Origin of the sequence: Streptomyces sp. NBC_00457 (assembly GCF_036014015.1) — a bacterium.
Taxonomy (GTDB): domain Bacteria; phylum Actinomycetota; class Actinomycetes; order Streptomycetales; family Streptomycetaceae; genus Streptomyces.
In genome coordinates this window covers 7,923,982-7,938,124 of record NZ_CP107905.1, presented here as the reverse complement: position 1 = coordinate 7,938,124, position 14,143 = coordinate 7,923,982, and the positions used below count along the sequence as shown (strand labels likewise).

11 protein-coding genes are annotated in these 14,143 nt (G+C 69.8%); 6 read left to right on the top strand and 5 right to left on the bottom strand.

Annotated features, from left to right (window positions below):
* The first annotated feature begins 9 nt into the window (after window positions 1-9).
* Entirely contained in the window at window positions 10-513 is a 504-nt protein-coding gene (gene ybaK, locus OG828_RS36225) for a Cys-tRNA(Pro) deacylase (RefSeq protein WP_328503544.1), read from the top strand.
* Window positions 514-1,063: 550 nt separating this feature from the next.
* Here ybaK and OG828_RS36220 read toward each other — a convergent pair.
* The 4 genes from OG828_RS36220 to OG828_RS36205 form a co-directional block, all read right to left on the bottom strand.
* Window positions 1,064-1,732: an AAA family ATPase gene (locus OG828_RS36220; RefSeq protein WP_328441135.1), complete on the bottom strand. Its 669-nt coding sequence runs from the start codon at window positions 1,730-1,732 to the stop codon at window positions 1,064-1,066.
* Between the two features lie 34 nt (window positions 1,733-1,766).
* Window positions 1,767-2,588 (bottom strand): ABC transporter permease, encoded by an 822-nt coding sequence (locus OG828_RS36215; RefSeq protein ID WP_328441134.1) that lies wholly within the window; start codon window positions 2,586-2,588, stop codon window positions 1,767-1,769.
* Between the two features lie 79 nt (window positions 2,589-2,667).
* Window positions 2,668-3,639: an ABC transporter ATP-binding protein gene (locus tag OG828_RS36210; protein WP_328372481.1), complete on the bottom strand. Its 972-nt coding sequence runs from the start codon at window positions 3,637-3,639 to the stop codon at window positions 2,668-2,670.
* Window positions 3,640-3,746: 107 nt separating this feature from the next.
* Entirely contained in the window at window positions 3,747-4,970 is a 1,224-nt protein-coding gene (locus OG828_RS36205; protein WP_328366324.1) for an NYN domain-containing protein, read from the bottom strand.
* Between the two features lie 225 nt (window positions 4,971-5,195).
* Here OG828_RS36205 and OG828_RS36200 point away from each other — a divergent pair, with 225 nt between their 5' ends.
* On the top strand, window positions 5,196-5,360 hold the full coding sequence (locus OG828_RS36200) for a hypothetical protein (RefSeq protein WP_328503543.1): 165 nt from the start codon (window positions 5,196-5,198) through the stop codon (window positions 5,358-5,360).
* An 83-nt stretch (window positions 5,361-5,443) separates the two neighbouring features.
* Here OG828_RS36200 and dnaE read toward each other — a convergent pair whose 3' ends face one another.
* On the bottom strand, window positions 5,444-8,983 hold the full coding sequence (gene dnaE, locus OG828_RS36195) for a DNA polymerase III subunit alpha (RefSeq protein ID WP_328366320.1): 3,540 nt from the start codon (window positions 8,981-8,983) through the stop codon (window positions 5,444-5,446).
* A 263-nt stretch (window positions 8,984-9,246) separates the two neighbouring features.
* On the opposite strand from dnaE, the gene OG828_RS36190 reads away from it, so the two are divergent.
* The 4 genes from OG828_RS36190 (at window position 9,247) to OG828_RS36175 (ending at window position 14,075) form a co-directional block, all read left to right on the top strand.
* A complete protein-coding gene (locus OG828_RS36190; RefSeq protein WP_328366317.1) occupies window positions 9,247-10,605 on the top strand; it encodes a DUF2252 domain-containing protein in 1,359 nt (452 codons plus the stop codon).
* A 68-nt stretch (window positions 10,606-10,673) separates the two neighbouring features.
* Window positions 10,674-11,366: a hypothetical protein gene (locus tag OG828_RS36185; protein WP_328441133.1), complete on the top strand. Its 693-nt coding sequence runs from the start codon at window positions 10,674-10,676 to the stop codon at window positions 11,364-11,366.
* Between the two features lie 113 nt (window positions 11,367-11,479).
* On the top strand, window positions 11,480-12,319 hold the full coding sequence (locus tag OG828_RS36180) for a thioredoxin domain-containing protein (protein WP_328441132.1): 840 nt from the start codon (window positions 11,480-11,482) through the stop codon (window positions 12,317-12,319).
* Window positions 12,320-12,413: 94 nt separating this feature from the next.
* Window positions 12,414-14,075, top strand: coding sequence for an alkaline phosphatase D family protein (locus OG828_RS36175; RefSeq protein WP_328503542.1), 1,662 nt, complete (start codon window positions 12,414-12,416; stop codon window positions 14,073-14,075).
* Window positions 14,076-14,143 lie beyond the last annotated feature (68 nt).

Genomic DNA, 14,143 nt, shown 5'->3' with positions numbered 1-14,143 from the left:
ACAGGCCGGATGGCGAAGAAGTCGAAGAAGCAGCAACAGCCGGGCGGCACACCGGCGACGGTGGCGTTGACGGCGGCGGGCGCGGACTTCACGGTCCACGCCTACGACCACGACCCCGCGCACCCCTCCTACGGCGAGGAGGCAGCCGAGGCGATGGGTGTCTCCCCGGAGCGGGTCTTCAAGACGTTGGTCGCGGACGTCGACGGTTCACTGGTCGTCGGCATCGTCCCGGTGTCCGGCTCGCTGGACCTCAAGGCCTTGGCGACGGCGGTGGGCGGCAAGAAGGCGACGATGGCGGACCCGGCCCTGGCGGAGCGCACGACGGGCTATGTCCGGGGCGGTATCTCCCCGTTGGGCCAGCGCAAGAAGCTCCGCACGGTCCTGGACGCCTCGGCAACCGCCTTCGACACCATCTGCGTCTCGGCGGGCCGCCGCGGCCTGGAGGTCGAGCTGTCCCCGAAGAACCTGACCGACCTCACGAACGCCACCCTCGCCCCGATCGCCCGCACCTGACCTCTCGACGCCGTCCCCTTCCTCGGTTAAGCAAAGGGGACATGTCGAAGAAAACCAGAAAACGCAAATGGCGCGTGAAAAAGGGCCGAGCGAACCATGGCCGACGCCCATCCTGACCCAAGCCCATCCGGCATGCAGGGGTGAGGCCACCTCCACCACAACCAGCCCGTCCGGCGTGCAGGGGTAAGCCGGCCTCGGCCACTTCTCGACGCCGGTCCGTGCATTTCAGCCCGTCCGGCAATTGAGGACGAGCACAGCCATCCCAAACCCCCACCCACCCACCGGGGGCGCCTCACCCCTCGACGCCGGTCCGCGCACTTCAGCCCGCCCGGCGATTGAGGACGGGCACAGCCATCCCCAACCCCCACCCACCCACCCACCGGGGACGCCTCACCCCTCGACGCCGGTCCGCGCATCTCAGCCCGTCCGGCGTTTGAGGACGAGGCCGTTCAGGCCGATGCGGGGGTCTGGGGGCGCAGCCCCCAGGGATGGGACGGGTAGGGGCGGCGGGGGCGAAACAACCCCCGCCGCAACCACAGCGGACCTGCCCCTACACAGGCGGCACCCCAGCAGGCTGCTGATACGGCTCCGGATCCCGCGGCCCGAACAACGCCGTCAGCCCCAGGTGCACCACCAGCCCCGCCAGCGGCCACGCCAGCAACGCACCCTTCGCCCCCAACTTCAGCGGTGCCGAGAACGTGACTCCCTTGCCCACGTCCTTGGCGTGAGCGACGACGTCCTCGGCCGGCCCGAGCCAGATCCCCACCCGCCAGGCCAGCAGCGACCCGAGCAGCCCTCCGACGGCCAGCCCCACCACCAGCGGCACCCCGCCCCGCCGCCGCACGAGGAACACGACGAAGGCGCTCACGACCCCGAAGGCGACGGCCAGCAGAGTGAACGTTCCGTCCACCCCCACCGCCTGCTCCCCCTCGGTGTCCTTGAGGTAGACGATCCAGTTCTTGTCGACGACGTCCCCCACCAGCGGCACGCGCGGCGCCAGCCAGGCCCACACCACGCCCAGCAGCAGTCCGCCGAGCGCCACCACGACCGCGATCACCGCGGCTTCCCGCACTTCGGTCTTCATCCCGGGCCCGTCCTGTCCGTACCCGACATCATGCGACGCGGGAGCCCCGTACGCCTGCCCGGCAGGCGACGGCGGCCACCCACCGTGGGACGGCTGTTCATGCGGCGGCGGAGGAGGAGTCAGCGGTGCGGTCACCCTGCCATCGTGCCAGGCCCGCCCGTGCGGTGTGTCACCGGACGGCGGCCCGGCGATACGCCCAGGTCGCGACGGCCAGCGACACCACGCCCACGACCCCGCAGACGGCGAGGTCACCGAGCACGAACGCCCAGTCCGGGCTCGGCCCGAACGTACGCGCGAAGGCTTCCACGCCGTAGGTCGACGGCAGCAGGTCCCGCAGGAACCGCACCCCCTCCGGCATGCGTTCCGCGGGCAGCACACCCAGCAGCAGCGCCGCCGACATGCCCAACTGGCCGAGCAGCGTGGCCAGTTCCGGCCGCGGCGCGAGCAGCCCGAGGGCAGCCCCGAGCCCGGCGAGCGCGGCACCGGCGAGCGGGATCACCGCGGCCAGCACCCACAGATGCGACAGCGGCAGCCCGAACAACGCGCACCCGAACACCGCCGTCACGACGGTCCCCGGCACGGTGAACGAGGCGTACGCGCCCGCCGCGCCCAGCACCACCGCCGCCGGTGGCACCGGCAGCGTCGCGTAGTGGTCGAGCCCGCCGCTGGCCCGCAGCTGCCCGAAGTACTGGGCGAGCAGGTTCAGCGCGACGAAGGCCACGACGAGCACCGACGACCCGGCCACCACGGCCCGCGCCTCGCCCCCGCCGTCCACGACCCCGCGCATCAGGATCATGATCCCGACCGACTGGAACGTCGCCACGAACAGCAGCGGTATCCGCGCGACCCGCGCCCGGGACAGCTGCGCCCGGTACACGGCGGCGAGGGACGGCCACAGCCGCGCCCGCGGCCCGAGGGCGACCGCGCCGTCGGCGGCCTCCTCCACGCCCAGGGCCCCGCCCTGCAGGACATCGGCGGATACGACACTCACGTCGAAGTGCTCCCCTTCGTACGGCCCACTGAGGCAGTCCCCCTGTCCCCTACGGATACGGATACGACGATCCGCGCGCTCATGCCTTCACCAGCCCCTGCGCATCGCCGCCCAGCGCCAGGTACACGTCCTCCAGGCTCGGCGTGGCGAGCGTGAAGTCGTCCAGGGCGGTGAACGCGGCCCCGCCGGTGACCGTGGCGACGGCCACCCGGGCCTCCTCGGGCGCGAGCCGCAGCGTCCAGCGCCGGCCCGACTCGACGGCCCGCTCCCGCAGCGCGGCGACCTCGGGAACCTCCAGCGGCGCCCGGTCCCGCCACACCAGCTCGACCCGGACCTCCCCAGCGACCTGCTCCTTGAGCCCGGCCGGGCTGTCGCAGGCGATCACGCGTCCCTGGTCGAGGACGGCGACCCGGTCGAGGACGGTCTCGGCCTCGATGACGTTGTGGGTGACCAGCACCACGGTGGTGCCGCGTTCAGCCCGGCGCCGGTCGACGGCGGACCACACGGCCCGCCGCGCCACCGGGTCCATGCCGGTGGTCGGCTCGTCGAGGACCAGCAGCGACCGCTCCCCCACCAGCGCCGAGGCGAAACAGGCCAGCCGCCGCTGCCCGCCGGACAGCTTCCTGATCGGGCGCCCGGCGAGCGGCGTGAGGCCCAGCTCGTCGAGTACGTCGTCCCGCTCGGCCCGCGCCCGCTTCACCTCGAGTCCGCGCAGCCGTCCGGTGGTCTCGGCGGCGAGCGACACGGTGAGGTCGTCGAGGGCGGTGGACTCCTGGCCGAGGTAGGCGAGGATCCGTGCGGCCCGCTCCGGATGCCGCACGATGTCGTGCCCGAGGATCTCCACGCTGCCGCGGTCCGGCCGCATCAGCCCGGTCAGCTGCCGTACGAGGGTGGTCTTCCCGGCGCCGTTCGGTCCGAGCAGCCCGAAGATCTCACCCCGCCGGATGTCCAGCCGTACATCGTCCGTGGCCCTGACCTCGGGCGTCGCCGGAACCCCGCGCCGACCCCGCACCGCGGGATAGGTCTTCGTGAGCCCGCGCACCGCGCACACGACATCCCGACCGTGCCGAAGTGCCTGTCCCGCGCGCATACTCACAAGGGACGAGAGTACGGGGTCGGGAGCCTCCGCTCCCCCTTGGGGGCGGCGTATGTGCCGTTTCACTCCCCCGCGGGAGCGTGTTCCGCGGCCGTCCGCACATCGATCTCGCGCCAGAACCCGGCCCGGATCGCATACCGGTCGTGCTCGTCGATCTGGTCGTCCTTGTGGGCGAGAAGCCCGAACCGGGCGGCGTACCGCAGCAGTTCCCCGTCGATGCGGTGCGGAATCCGCGGATACATCCCCGACAGCTTCTGCAGATGGCCCTGGTCCCCCAGCCGCCCCATCCACCGCCGGGCGAACACCTGCCCCACCTCGAACGGATCCCCGCCGACCGTGGTGATGTCCTCCTCCCGGTCCGCCCACCGCTGCTCCGCCGAGGTCAGCTGCGCCAGCGTCGGCATGGAGGCGACCTCGGGCGGCTCGGCAGCGACACCGGGCCGGTCGACCCAACCCTTGTCGGAGGACCACCGCAGCGTCGCGCTCGCGGGGTGCTTGTCGGCCTGGGTGCCGCCGGGGGCGCGCAGCGCGGCCAGGTCCTTGGGGGTGGGCACGCCGCCCTTGGGCGCGGGCACCCGCTCCTGCGTGCCGTTCTCGGAGACGGTGGCCGCGGGCGGGTGCTCCCGCTCCTCGGCGGCCCGCTCGGCCGAGGAGAGCGCGGACTCCGGCAGCGGCGCGGAGAGGATCGCGGCGATCTCGGGCCGCGGCACCGGCGGCGGCGCGCAGATCCCGCCGAGGTCCTTGGCCCGTACCGCCTTGGTGATCCACGTGCGGTCGAGCACGCGCCGCTCGTCCGCCTCGGCGACCAGATCCTCGGACTGGTTGTAGTCGCCGTCGGCAGCCTGCACGGCCCACAGGTGTACGGCGACCCCGTGCTCCTTCGCGGCCATCATGCCCGGCAGCAGATCGCCGTCGCCGGTGACCAGGACGATGTCGGAGCAGGCGCGGTTGCGGGCCAGTTCGGTCAGCTCCGCGTGCATCGCCGCGTCGACGCCCTTCTGGGCCCAGCGTCCGTCGCTGCGGGTCAGGGCGCCGAGCCGGACGGTGACCCGGGGCATCACGCGCAGCCTGCGGTGCTCGGGCTGCGGGACGCGGTCGGGGGCGCCGTCGAACCAGTAGATACGCAGCAGCGGCCGTTCGGTGTCCGACTCGGCGCGTTCACGCAGGCCATGGATGAGGGCGGTGTGGTCGACGGTGATGCGGGAGCGTGAGGGCTCTCCGGCGAGAAGAGAGGCGGCGGCCCCCAGCAGATACCCGGCGTCCACCAGGACGATGCAGCGGTCCACGCGATCCACCCTCTTTCCGGGAGGTTTGCTTCGGGCTTCCTTCGAGTCTGCCCGACCACGCGAGGGTTAACGGGCGGAACTCGATCTTCGGCGTGGCGTTTCGGGGCATCGCCTGCCCGACAAGCGCTGTCACAGACGGTAATTATCCGAAATGCGTTCCTTGCCAGCCTATGTGAGTCTGGTCGCGGCCCTGGCCCCTAGATCCCCCACAGGAGGCAGATCACCATGGCCAAGAACAAGAAACAGGACCGGAAGCAGCCGCAGTCCGAGCGCGGGGAGCAGCAGGCCCAGCAGTCCTCGATGGAGGCACAGGCCGAGCAGCGCATCTCCCACGCGACTCCCGGCGACATCGCGCGCAAGGGCAAGCAGAAGCGCTTCGGCCACAACTGACATCTTCATAACGGGCCGTTGCGGCCCAGGCACAGAACGAGGGGCGCACCCGGCACGGTGCGCCCCTCTCGCGATACCGCGACTCAGCCGGCCAGACAGGACGGCCCGAGCAGCACCTTCAGGTCGCCGAAGAGCGCTGGATCCGGCTTCACCCGGTGCCGGTCCAGCCGCAGTACGGTCGTCTTCCGCGGCCCTTGGAGCTTGATCCGCACCTCGCTCTCGCCCTTGTGATGGCTGAGGATCTCCCCGAGGCGGCTGACCATGGGCGGGGTGACCCGGGTGGCCGGGATGGTGAGGATCACGGGGGCGTTGGTGCCCGCGTTCGACAGGTCGGGGACCTGGAGCTCCATCGCGACGAGCCGGGGCACGTCCTCGCGCTTGTCGAGGCGGCCCTTGACGAACACCACGGCGTCCTCGACGAGTTGGGTCGACACCAGCTGGTAGGTGGCGGGGAAGAACATGCACTCCAGGGAGCCGGCCAGGTCCTCGACGGTGGCGATGGCCCAGGCGTTGCCCTGTTTGGTCATCTTGCGCTGGAGGCCGGAGATGATGCCGCCGATGGTGACGACCGCCCCGTCGCCGAAGTCGCCGCCGGTGAGCTGGGCGATGCCCGCGTCGGCCTTGTCGGACAGCACGTGTTCCAGGCCGAACAGCGGGTGGTCTGAGACGTACAGGCCGAGCATCTCCCGTTCCTGGGCGAGCAGGTAGGCCTTGTCCCACTCCTCGTCGGTGAAGGTGACGTCCATGCCGAAGCCGGGTTCGTCGGCGCTGTCGTCGCCCATGCCGCCGAAGAGGTCGAACTGGCCCTCGGCCTCCTTGCGTTTGACCTGCACCACGTTGTCGATCATCGGCTCGAACTGGGCGGTCAGCCCCTTGCGGGTGTGGCCCATGGTGTCGAAGGCGCCGGCCTTGATCAGCGATTCGGTGGTGCGCTTGTTGCAGACGACGGCCTCGACCTTGTCGAGGTAGTCGGGGAAGGAGGCGTACTTTCCCTTCTCCTTGCGCGAGCGGATGATCGACTCCACCACGTTCGTGCCGACGTTGCGGACGGCCGAGAGGCCGAAGAGGATCACGTCGTCGCCCTGGGCGGCGAAGTTGGACATCGACTCGTTGACGTTCGGCGGGAGCACCTTGATGCCCATGCGCCGGCATTCGTTGAGGTAGACGGCCGACTTGTCCTTGTCGTCCTTGACGGAGGTGAGCAGCGCGGCCATGTACTCGGCCGGGTAGTTCGCCTTCAGGTACGCCGTCCAGTACGAGACGAGTCCGTACGCGGCGGAGTGGGCCTTGTTGAAGGCGTAGCCGGCGAAGGGGACCAGCACGTCCCACAGTGCCTGGATCGCCTCGTCGCTGTAGCCGTTCTTGCGGGCGCCCTCCTGGAAGAGGACGAAGTTCTTCGCCAGCTCGTCGGGCTTCTTCTTGCCCATCACCCGGCGCAGGATGTCGGCCTCGCCGAGCGAGTACCCGGCGATGATCTGAGCGGCCTTCTGCACCTGCTCCTGGTAGACGATCAGGCCGTAGGTGACCGCCAGGACCTCCTCGAGGGGCTCTTCGAGCTCCTTGTGGATCGGTGTGATCTCCTGGCGGCCGTTCTTGCGCTCCGCGTAGTTGATGTGCGAGTTCATGCCCATCGGGCCCGGCCGGTAGAGGGCCGAGACGGCGGAGATGTCCTCGAAGTTGTCGGGCTGCATCTGGCGGAGCAGCGAGCGCATCGGGCCGCCGTCGAACTGGAAGACGCCGAGGGTGTCACCGCGGCAGAGCAGTTCGAAGGTCTTGGGGTCGTCCAGCGAAAGGGAGAGCATCTCGAGGTCGATGCCCTTGTTGGCCTTCACCATCTTGATGGCGTCGTCCATGATCGTCAGGTTGCGCAGGCCGAGGAAGTCCATCTTCAGCAGGCCGAGCGACTCGCACTGCGGGTAGTCCCACTGCGTGATGGTCACGCCGTCGGTGTGCCTGACCCAGACCGGCGCGTGGTCGACGATGGGCTCGCTGGACATGATGACGCCGGCGGCGTGCACACCCATCTGCCGGACCAGGCCCTCGACGCCCTTGGCGGTGTCGATGACCTTCTTCACGTCCGGCTCGTTCTCGTACATCGCGCGGATCTCGCCGGCCTCGCTGTAGCGCGGGTGCGAGGGGTCCGTGATGCCGTTGAGGTCGATGCCCTTGCCGAGGACGTCGGCGGGCATCGCCTTGGTGAGCCGGTCGCCCATGGCGTACGGGTAGCCGAGCACGCGCGCGGAGTCCTTGATGGCGTTCTTGGCCTTGATCTTGCCGTACGTGCCGATCATGGCGACCTTGTCGGCGCCGTATTTCTCCGTCACGTACCTGATCACCTCGACGCGCCTGCGCTCGTCGAAGTCGATGTCGACGTCGGGCATGGAGACGCGCTCGGGGTTGAGGAACCGCTCGAAGATCAGGCCGTGCGGGATCGGGTCGAGGTCGGTGATGCCCATGGCGTACGCGACGATCGAGCCGGCCGCGGAGCCTCGGCCCGGACCGACCGCGATGCCCTGGTTCTTGGCCCACATGATGAAGTCGGCGACGACGAGGAAGTAGCCCGGGAACCCCATCTGGATGATGACGTCCATCTCGTACTCGGCCTGCTTCTGCCGGTCCTCGGGGACGCCGCCCGGAAAGCGGCGCTCCATGCCGCGGCGGACCTCCTCCTTGAACCAGGTGACCTCGGTGAAGCCCTCGGGGATGTCAAATTTCGGCATGAGGTTCTTGGCCTCGAACATGCCGGTGGTGTCGATCTGCTCGGCCACCAGGAGGGTGTTGGCGCAGCCCTCCTGCCAGGCGTCCGAGGAGTCGATGGCGTACATCTCGTCCGTGGACTTCAGGTAGTAGCCGGTGCCGTCGAACTTGAAGCGGTCCGGGTCGGAGAGGTTCTTGCCGGTCTGGATGCACAGCAGCGCGTCGTGCGCCGTCGCCTCGTGCGCGTACGTGTAGTGCGAGTCGTTGGTGACCAGGGGCGGGATGCCGAGCTTCTTGCCGATCTCCAGCAGACCGTCGCGGACCCGGCGTTCGATCTCGATGCCGTGGTCCATCAGCTCCAGGAAGTAGCGGTCCTTGCCGAAGATCTCCTGGTACTCGGCGGCCGACTTCAGGGCCTCGTCGAACTGGCCGAGGCGCAGCCGGGTCTGCAGTTCGCCGGAGGGGCAGCCGGTGGAGGCGATGAGCCCCTCGGACCACTGGGAGATGGTCTCCTTGTCCATCCGCGGCCACTTCTGCAGCCAGCCCTCGGCGTAGGCGTCGGAGGAGAGCTTGAAGAGGTTGTGCAGGCCGGTGGAGTTCGCCGCCCAGATCGTCTTGTGGGTGTAACCACCGGAACCGGAGACGTCGTCGCGCTTCTGGTGCGGCTGGCCCCACTGGATCTTGCGCTTGTTGCGCCGGGACTCGGGGGCGACATAGGCCTCGATCCCGATGATCGGAGTGACTCCGGCCTTCTTCGCAGAATGGAAGAAGTCGTACGCCCCGTGCAGGTTGCCGTGGTCGGACATCGCGATATGGGTCATGCCCATCTCGTTGCACGCGTCGAACATGTCCTTGAGCCGCGCGGCACCGTCCAGCAGCGAGTACTGGGTGTGGACGTGCAGGTGCGTGAACGGCGGCTTTGACACGGCGTGACCTCCAAGGAAAACGCTCGGCGACAGGCTGCGGACAGTCTGGGGGGACAGCGTCGAAGTCTATGCCTGAGCACTGACATTTGAGATGAACACTGTGGCGCGCAGCGCCTCGATGAGGGGATGGTGGTCGGGTGACGGGCGGGCGGGCACTCCCACGTACCTTCATGCGTTGGAAGGGGACGGACGCCGCCGTCCATTCGGACGTCACAGCCGCCCCACCTGTCACGCACCACCCTCGCACCAGGAGGCACCAGGCAATGTCGGTCCCGCAGCTCAGCGCCGAGCAACGCGGCGAGGAGATCCTCACCGTCTTCGACACCGCCTTCGGCGAGCTCCTGGCCGCCGACCCGGCCGCGTTCCGCGTGAAGTTCCGCAAGATGGCGGCCTCGGCGTTCGCGTTCTACCGGGGCACGGCGTGCCTCTTCTACCACGACCTCGACGCCGAGAACGCCGGGCGGGGCGGGGGGCGGATACTGAGCGGCCCGTACCTGGACGAGCGCACCTCGCGCGTGTGGATCCACGGCGACCTGCACGCCGAGAACTTCGGCACGTACATGGACTCGAACGGCCGGCTGGTCTTCAACGTCAACGACTTCGACGAGGCATACGTCGGCCCCTTCACCTGGGACCTCAAGCGCTTCTCCGCCTCCATCGCCCTCATCGGGTACGCGAAGGCGCTCAGCGACGAGCAGATCACCGAGCTGGTGACGATCTACGCGGCCGCCTACCGCGAGCGGGTGCACGCGCTGGCCACCGGCGCCAAGCGCGACGAGGTCCCGCCGTTCACCCTGGACACCGCCCAGGGCCCGCTGCTCGACGCGCTGCGCGACGCCCGCTCGCTGACCCGCTTCAGCCTGCTCGACTCGATGACCGAGATCCGTGACTTCGAGCGCCGCTTCGCGGCGGGCGGCGGCTCCATCGAGCTGGACGCGGCCACGCGCTACAAGGTGCTCGCCGCCTTCGACGGCTACCTGGAGACCCTGCCGGAGACCTCGCTGGCCCGCCCGGACTCGTACCGGGTGAAGGACGTGGTCGGCCGCCGTGGCATCGGCATCGGATCGGCCGGTCTGCCGTCGTACAACATCCTTCTGGAGGGCCACAGCGACGCCCTGGAGAACGATGTGGTGATCTACATCAAGCAGGCCCAGACCCCGGCCGTGTCCCGGCACATCACCGACCGGGCGATCCGCGACTACTTCCAGCACGAGGGCCACCGCACGGTGATCTCCCAGCGGGCCCTGCAGGCGCACGCCGACCCGTGGCTGGGCTGGACCGAGCTGGACGGCTCCGGTCAGCTGGTCGCCGAGGTCTCGCCGTACGCCGTGGACCTGGACTGGGGCGACATCGACGAGCCGGAGGAGATCGCGGCGGTCGTCGCCGACCTCGGCCGGGCGACGGCGACGATGCACGCGGCGGCGGACGACACCTCCGGCGAGTCCCTGGTGCCGTTCTCCACGGAGCGGGCCATCGACGCGGCGATCGCGGCGGACTCCGACGACGGCGCCGGCTTCGCGGACCTGCTGGTCGACTTCGCGCACAGCTACGGCGCACGCGCGCGTGCCGACCACCAGATCTTCCTGGACCTGTTCCGCAACGGCCGGATTCCGGGTCTGTGACGGAAGGGCCACTCACAGGAACCCTTTAGGGGTCCCTTACCGGCCGACGTGACAGACTCTCCTCCGCTATGGACATATCCGGGACCCAGCTCAGAGCCGTACGCGCGGCGCTGTTCACGGCACTCGTCGTGACACTCAGCACCGCGTCGCACGTGCTGCTGTCCCGGGTCCCGCTGCCGCTGAACACGGTGGCCGCGGTCGCCGTCGGCGTGTTCGTCATCGCCTACGCGCTGGCCGGCCGTGAGCGCGGGTTCGGGCGGATCGCCGCCCTGCTGATCCCGCTGGAGCTGGCCGCCGACACCGTCTTCACCACCGGCCAGCACGTCTGTTACGGCGCCGCGGGCGGCCCGGTCGCGGGCCCCCTGCGCTCCGTCGGCTTCGACGTCCTGTGCGGCGACGGCACCGGTGTCGGCACCCCGCTGGCCCGGGTCACCGGAACGGACCCCGAGCGGGCCGCCGACCTGCTCGCCCACGCCGACCCGACGGCGGCCTGGCTGCTGCTGGGCGCACATGTCGGCATCGGCCTCCTCGCCGCCGCCTATCTGCGCCGCGGCGAGCGGGCCCTGGCCCAGCTGCTGAGCGCGGTGGCGGCGACCTCGTTCCGGCCACTGCTGCTCGCGGCCGCCGCGGTGACCGTACGCCCGGCCCCGTCACCCCGCCGCCTGCCGCGCTCCGCCCACCGCCCGGCCGTCATCCGCGACCGGATCCTCGTTCACTCCCTGGGACGCCGCGGACCGCCGTGCCCGGCCGCTTTCGCATAAACCCTCATAAGGCCTCACCAGGCCTCATCAGGCTTCACGCGAACAGCCGAGCACCAGCAGTCCCCCCATACGTATCCCGCGCACAACAGGTGCGCGTCCCACTGGAGAACCCCATGAGCAAGCGGAACAGCAAGGCCGCGAAGACCGCCGCCCGCGAGCGACTGCGCCAGGAGCGCGAGCGGCAGGCCAGGCGCGCCAAGGTCAAGCGCCAGGCCATCGTGGCCGGTTCGATCGTCGGCGTCCTCGCGATAGCCGGCGGCATCAGCTACGCGGTGGTGCAGGGCAACAAGCCCAGCCACTGGGAGGCCCTGAAGGACGACAAGGTCGTCGCCCCGGCCAACACCACGGGCACCGACGGCACCACCGTCGTAATCGGCAAGAGCAGCGCGAAGAAGACCCTCAAGGTGTACGAGGACCCGCGCTGCCCGGTCTGCGCCCAGTTCGAGCAGACGGTCGGCTCGACCGTGGAGAAGGACGTCGAGGACGGCAAGTACAAGATCCAGTTCGTCGGCGGTACCTTCCTCGACGGCGACTCCCTGGGCGACGGCAAGATCGGCAGCCAGGGCGAGGGCTCCAAGAACGCGATGAGCGCCCTGGGTGCCGCGCTGAATGTGAGCCCGGAGGCGTTCCTCGACTACAAGAAGGCGCTCTACTCCGCCAAGTGGCACCCGGAGGAGAGCGACGACAAGTTCAAGAACGACGACTATCTGATCGAGATCGGCGACAGCGTCGACGCCCTGAAGAACAACACCAAGTTCCAGAACGCCGTGAAGAACGGCACGTACGACGAGTGGGCGCTGGCCATGTCGAAGACCTTCGACACCAACAAGGACAAGGTGACCGGCACCCCGAGCTTCGTCATGAACGGCAAGATGCTCACCACGGCCGACGGCAACCCCCCTATGACGGTGGCCGACTTCACCTCGCTGGTGGACGGCGCCCTCAAGGCCTGACGCTCACGGTCCTGATCGACCCCCAGCCGAAGAGCGGGCGAACTTTTACGAGTTCGCCCGCTCTCGTTCATACCGATCAGTAACCTGATCGCTCGTGACCAGTCGATACAGAACTTCACAGAGCCCCAACCCGCTTGCACCGCGCCGCCGTACGGTCGTCAAGGCCGCGGCGGCCACTGCTGTCCTGGGCGGCCCGCTCGCCGCCGCACTCCCCGCGCGAGCCGCCGACGAGGCCCCCGCGTTCCTGCACGGTGTCGCCTCCGGCGATCCGCTCCCCGACGGTGTCCTGCTGTGGACCCGGGTGACGCCCACCGCGGCGGCGGTGCCCGGCTCCGGGCTCGGCCCGGACACCGAGGTGAGCTGGACCGTCGCCACCGACAAGGCGTTCATGAACGTCGTCGCCAAAGGGTCGACGACCGCGGCCGCCGCCTCCGACCACACGGTCAAGGCGGACATCCGGGGCCTCGCGCCCGCGACCGACTACTGGTTCCGCTTCTCGGCGGGCGGCACGGACTCCCCGGTGGCGCGCACCCGCACCGCGCCGGCGGCGGACGCGGCCGTCCCCAATCTCCGCTTCGGCGTGGTCTCCTGCGCCAACTGGGAGGCCGGCTACTTCGCCTCGTACCGCCATCTCGCCGCCCGCGGCGACCTGGACGCCTGGCTGCACCTCGGCGACTACATCTACGAGTACGGCACCGGCGAGTACGGCACACGCGGCACCGTCGTACGGCAGACCGAGCCCGCCCACGAGATCCTCACGCTCGCCGACTACCGCGCCCGGCACGGGAAGTACAAGACCGACGCCGACCTCCAGGCCCTGCACGCGGCGGCTCCGGTCGTCGCGATCTGGGACGACCACGAGATGGCCAACGACGGCTGGGCGGGCGGCGCCGAGAACCACACCGAGGGCGCCGAGGGCACCTGGGCCGCCCGTCAAGCAGCCGCCAAGCAGGCGTACTTCGAGTGGATGCCGGTCCGTCCGGCGATCGCCGGCACCACCTACCGCCGACTCCGCTTCGGCAAGCTCGTCGACCTCTCCCTGCTCGACCTGCGCTCCTTCCGCTCGCAGCAGGTCGCCGTGGGCAACGGCGAGGTCGACGACCCCGACCGCACGCTCACCGGCCGCGCCCAACTCGACTGGCTGAAGGCGGGCCTGAAGTCCTCCGACACCACCTGGCGGCTGGTCGGCAACTCGGTGATGATCTCGCCGTTCGCCATCGGCTCGCTCTCCGCGGAACTCCTCAAGCCCCTCGCCAAGCTGCTGGGCCTGCCGCAGGAGGGCCTCGCCCTCAACACCGACCAGTGGGACGGCTACACGGACGACCGCCGCGAAATCCTCGCCCATCTGCGGTCCAACGCGATACGCAACACCGTCTTCCTCACCGGCGACATCCACATGGCGTGGGCCAACGATGTGCCGGTGAACGCCGGGACCTACCCGCTGTCCGCCTCGGCCGCCACGGAGTTCGTGGTCACCTCGGTCACGTCGGACAACCTGGACGACATCGTCAAGGCACCCGAGGGCACGATCTCCGCGATCGCCTCCCCGATCATCCGCGCCGCCAACCGACACGTCCACTGGGTCGACACCGACCGCCACGGCTACGGCGTCCTGGACATCACCGCCGCCCGCGCGCAGATGGATTACTACGTCCTCTCCGACAAAACAAAGCAGAACGCAACCGCCGCCTGGTCCCGCTCCTACCGCACACGCAACGGCACGCAGAAGGTCGAACGAACCTACGACCCGGTATAACGACCGGTGCAGCCGCGCCCCAAAGGGGCGCGGGGAACTGCGCGACAAGCCACGACGGCGCCGCAGAC

Bases quoted from the DNA above. Each gene is read 5' to 3' on its own strand.
- ybaK (WP_328503544.1), top strand. From the start codon at position 10: ATGGCGAAGAAGTCGAAGAAGCAGCAACAGCCGGGCGGCACACCGGCG.
- OG828_RS36200 (WP_328503543.1), top strand. From the start codon at position 5,196: ATGGCCAAGAACAAGAAACAGGACCGGAAGCAGCCGCAGTCCGAGCGC.
- OG828_RS36190 (WP_328366317.1), top strand. From the start codon at position 9,247: ATGTCGGTCCCGCAGCTCAGCGCCGAGCAACGCGGCGAGGAGATCCTC.
- OG828_RS36185 (WP_328441133.1), top strand. From the start codon at position 10,674: ATGGACATATCCGGGACCCAGCTCAGAGCCGTACGCGCGGCGCTGTTC.
- OG828_RS36180 (WP_328441132.1), top strand. From the start codon at position 11,480: ATGAGCAAGCGGAACAGCAAGGCCGCGAAGACCGCCGCCCGCGAGCGA.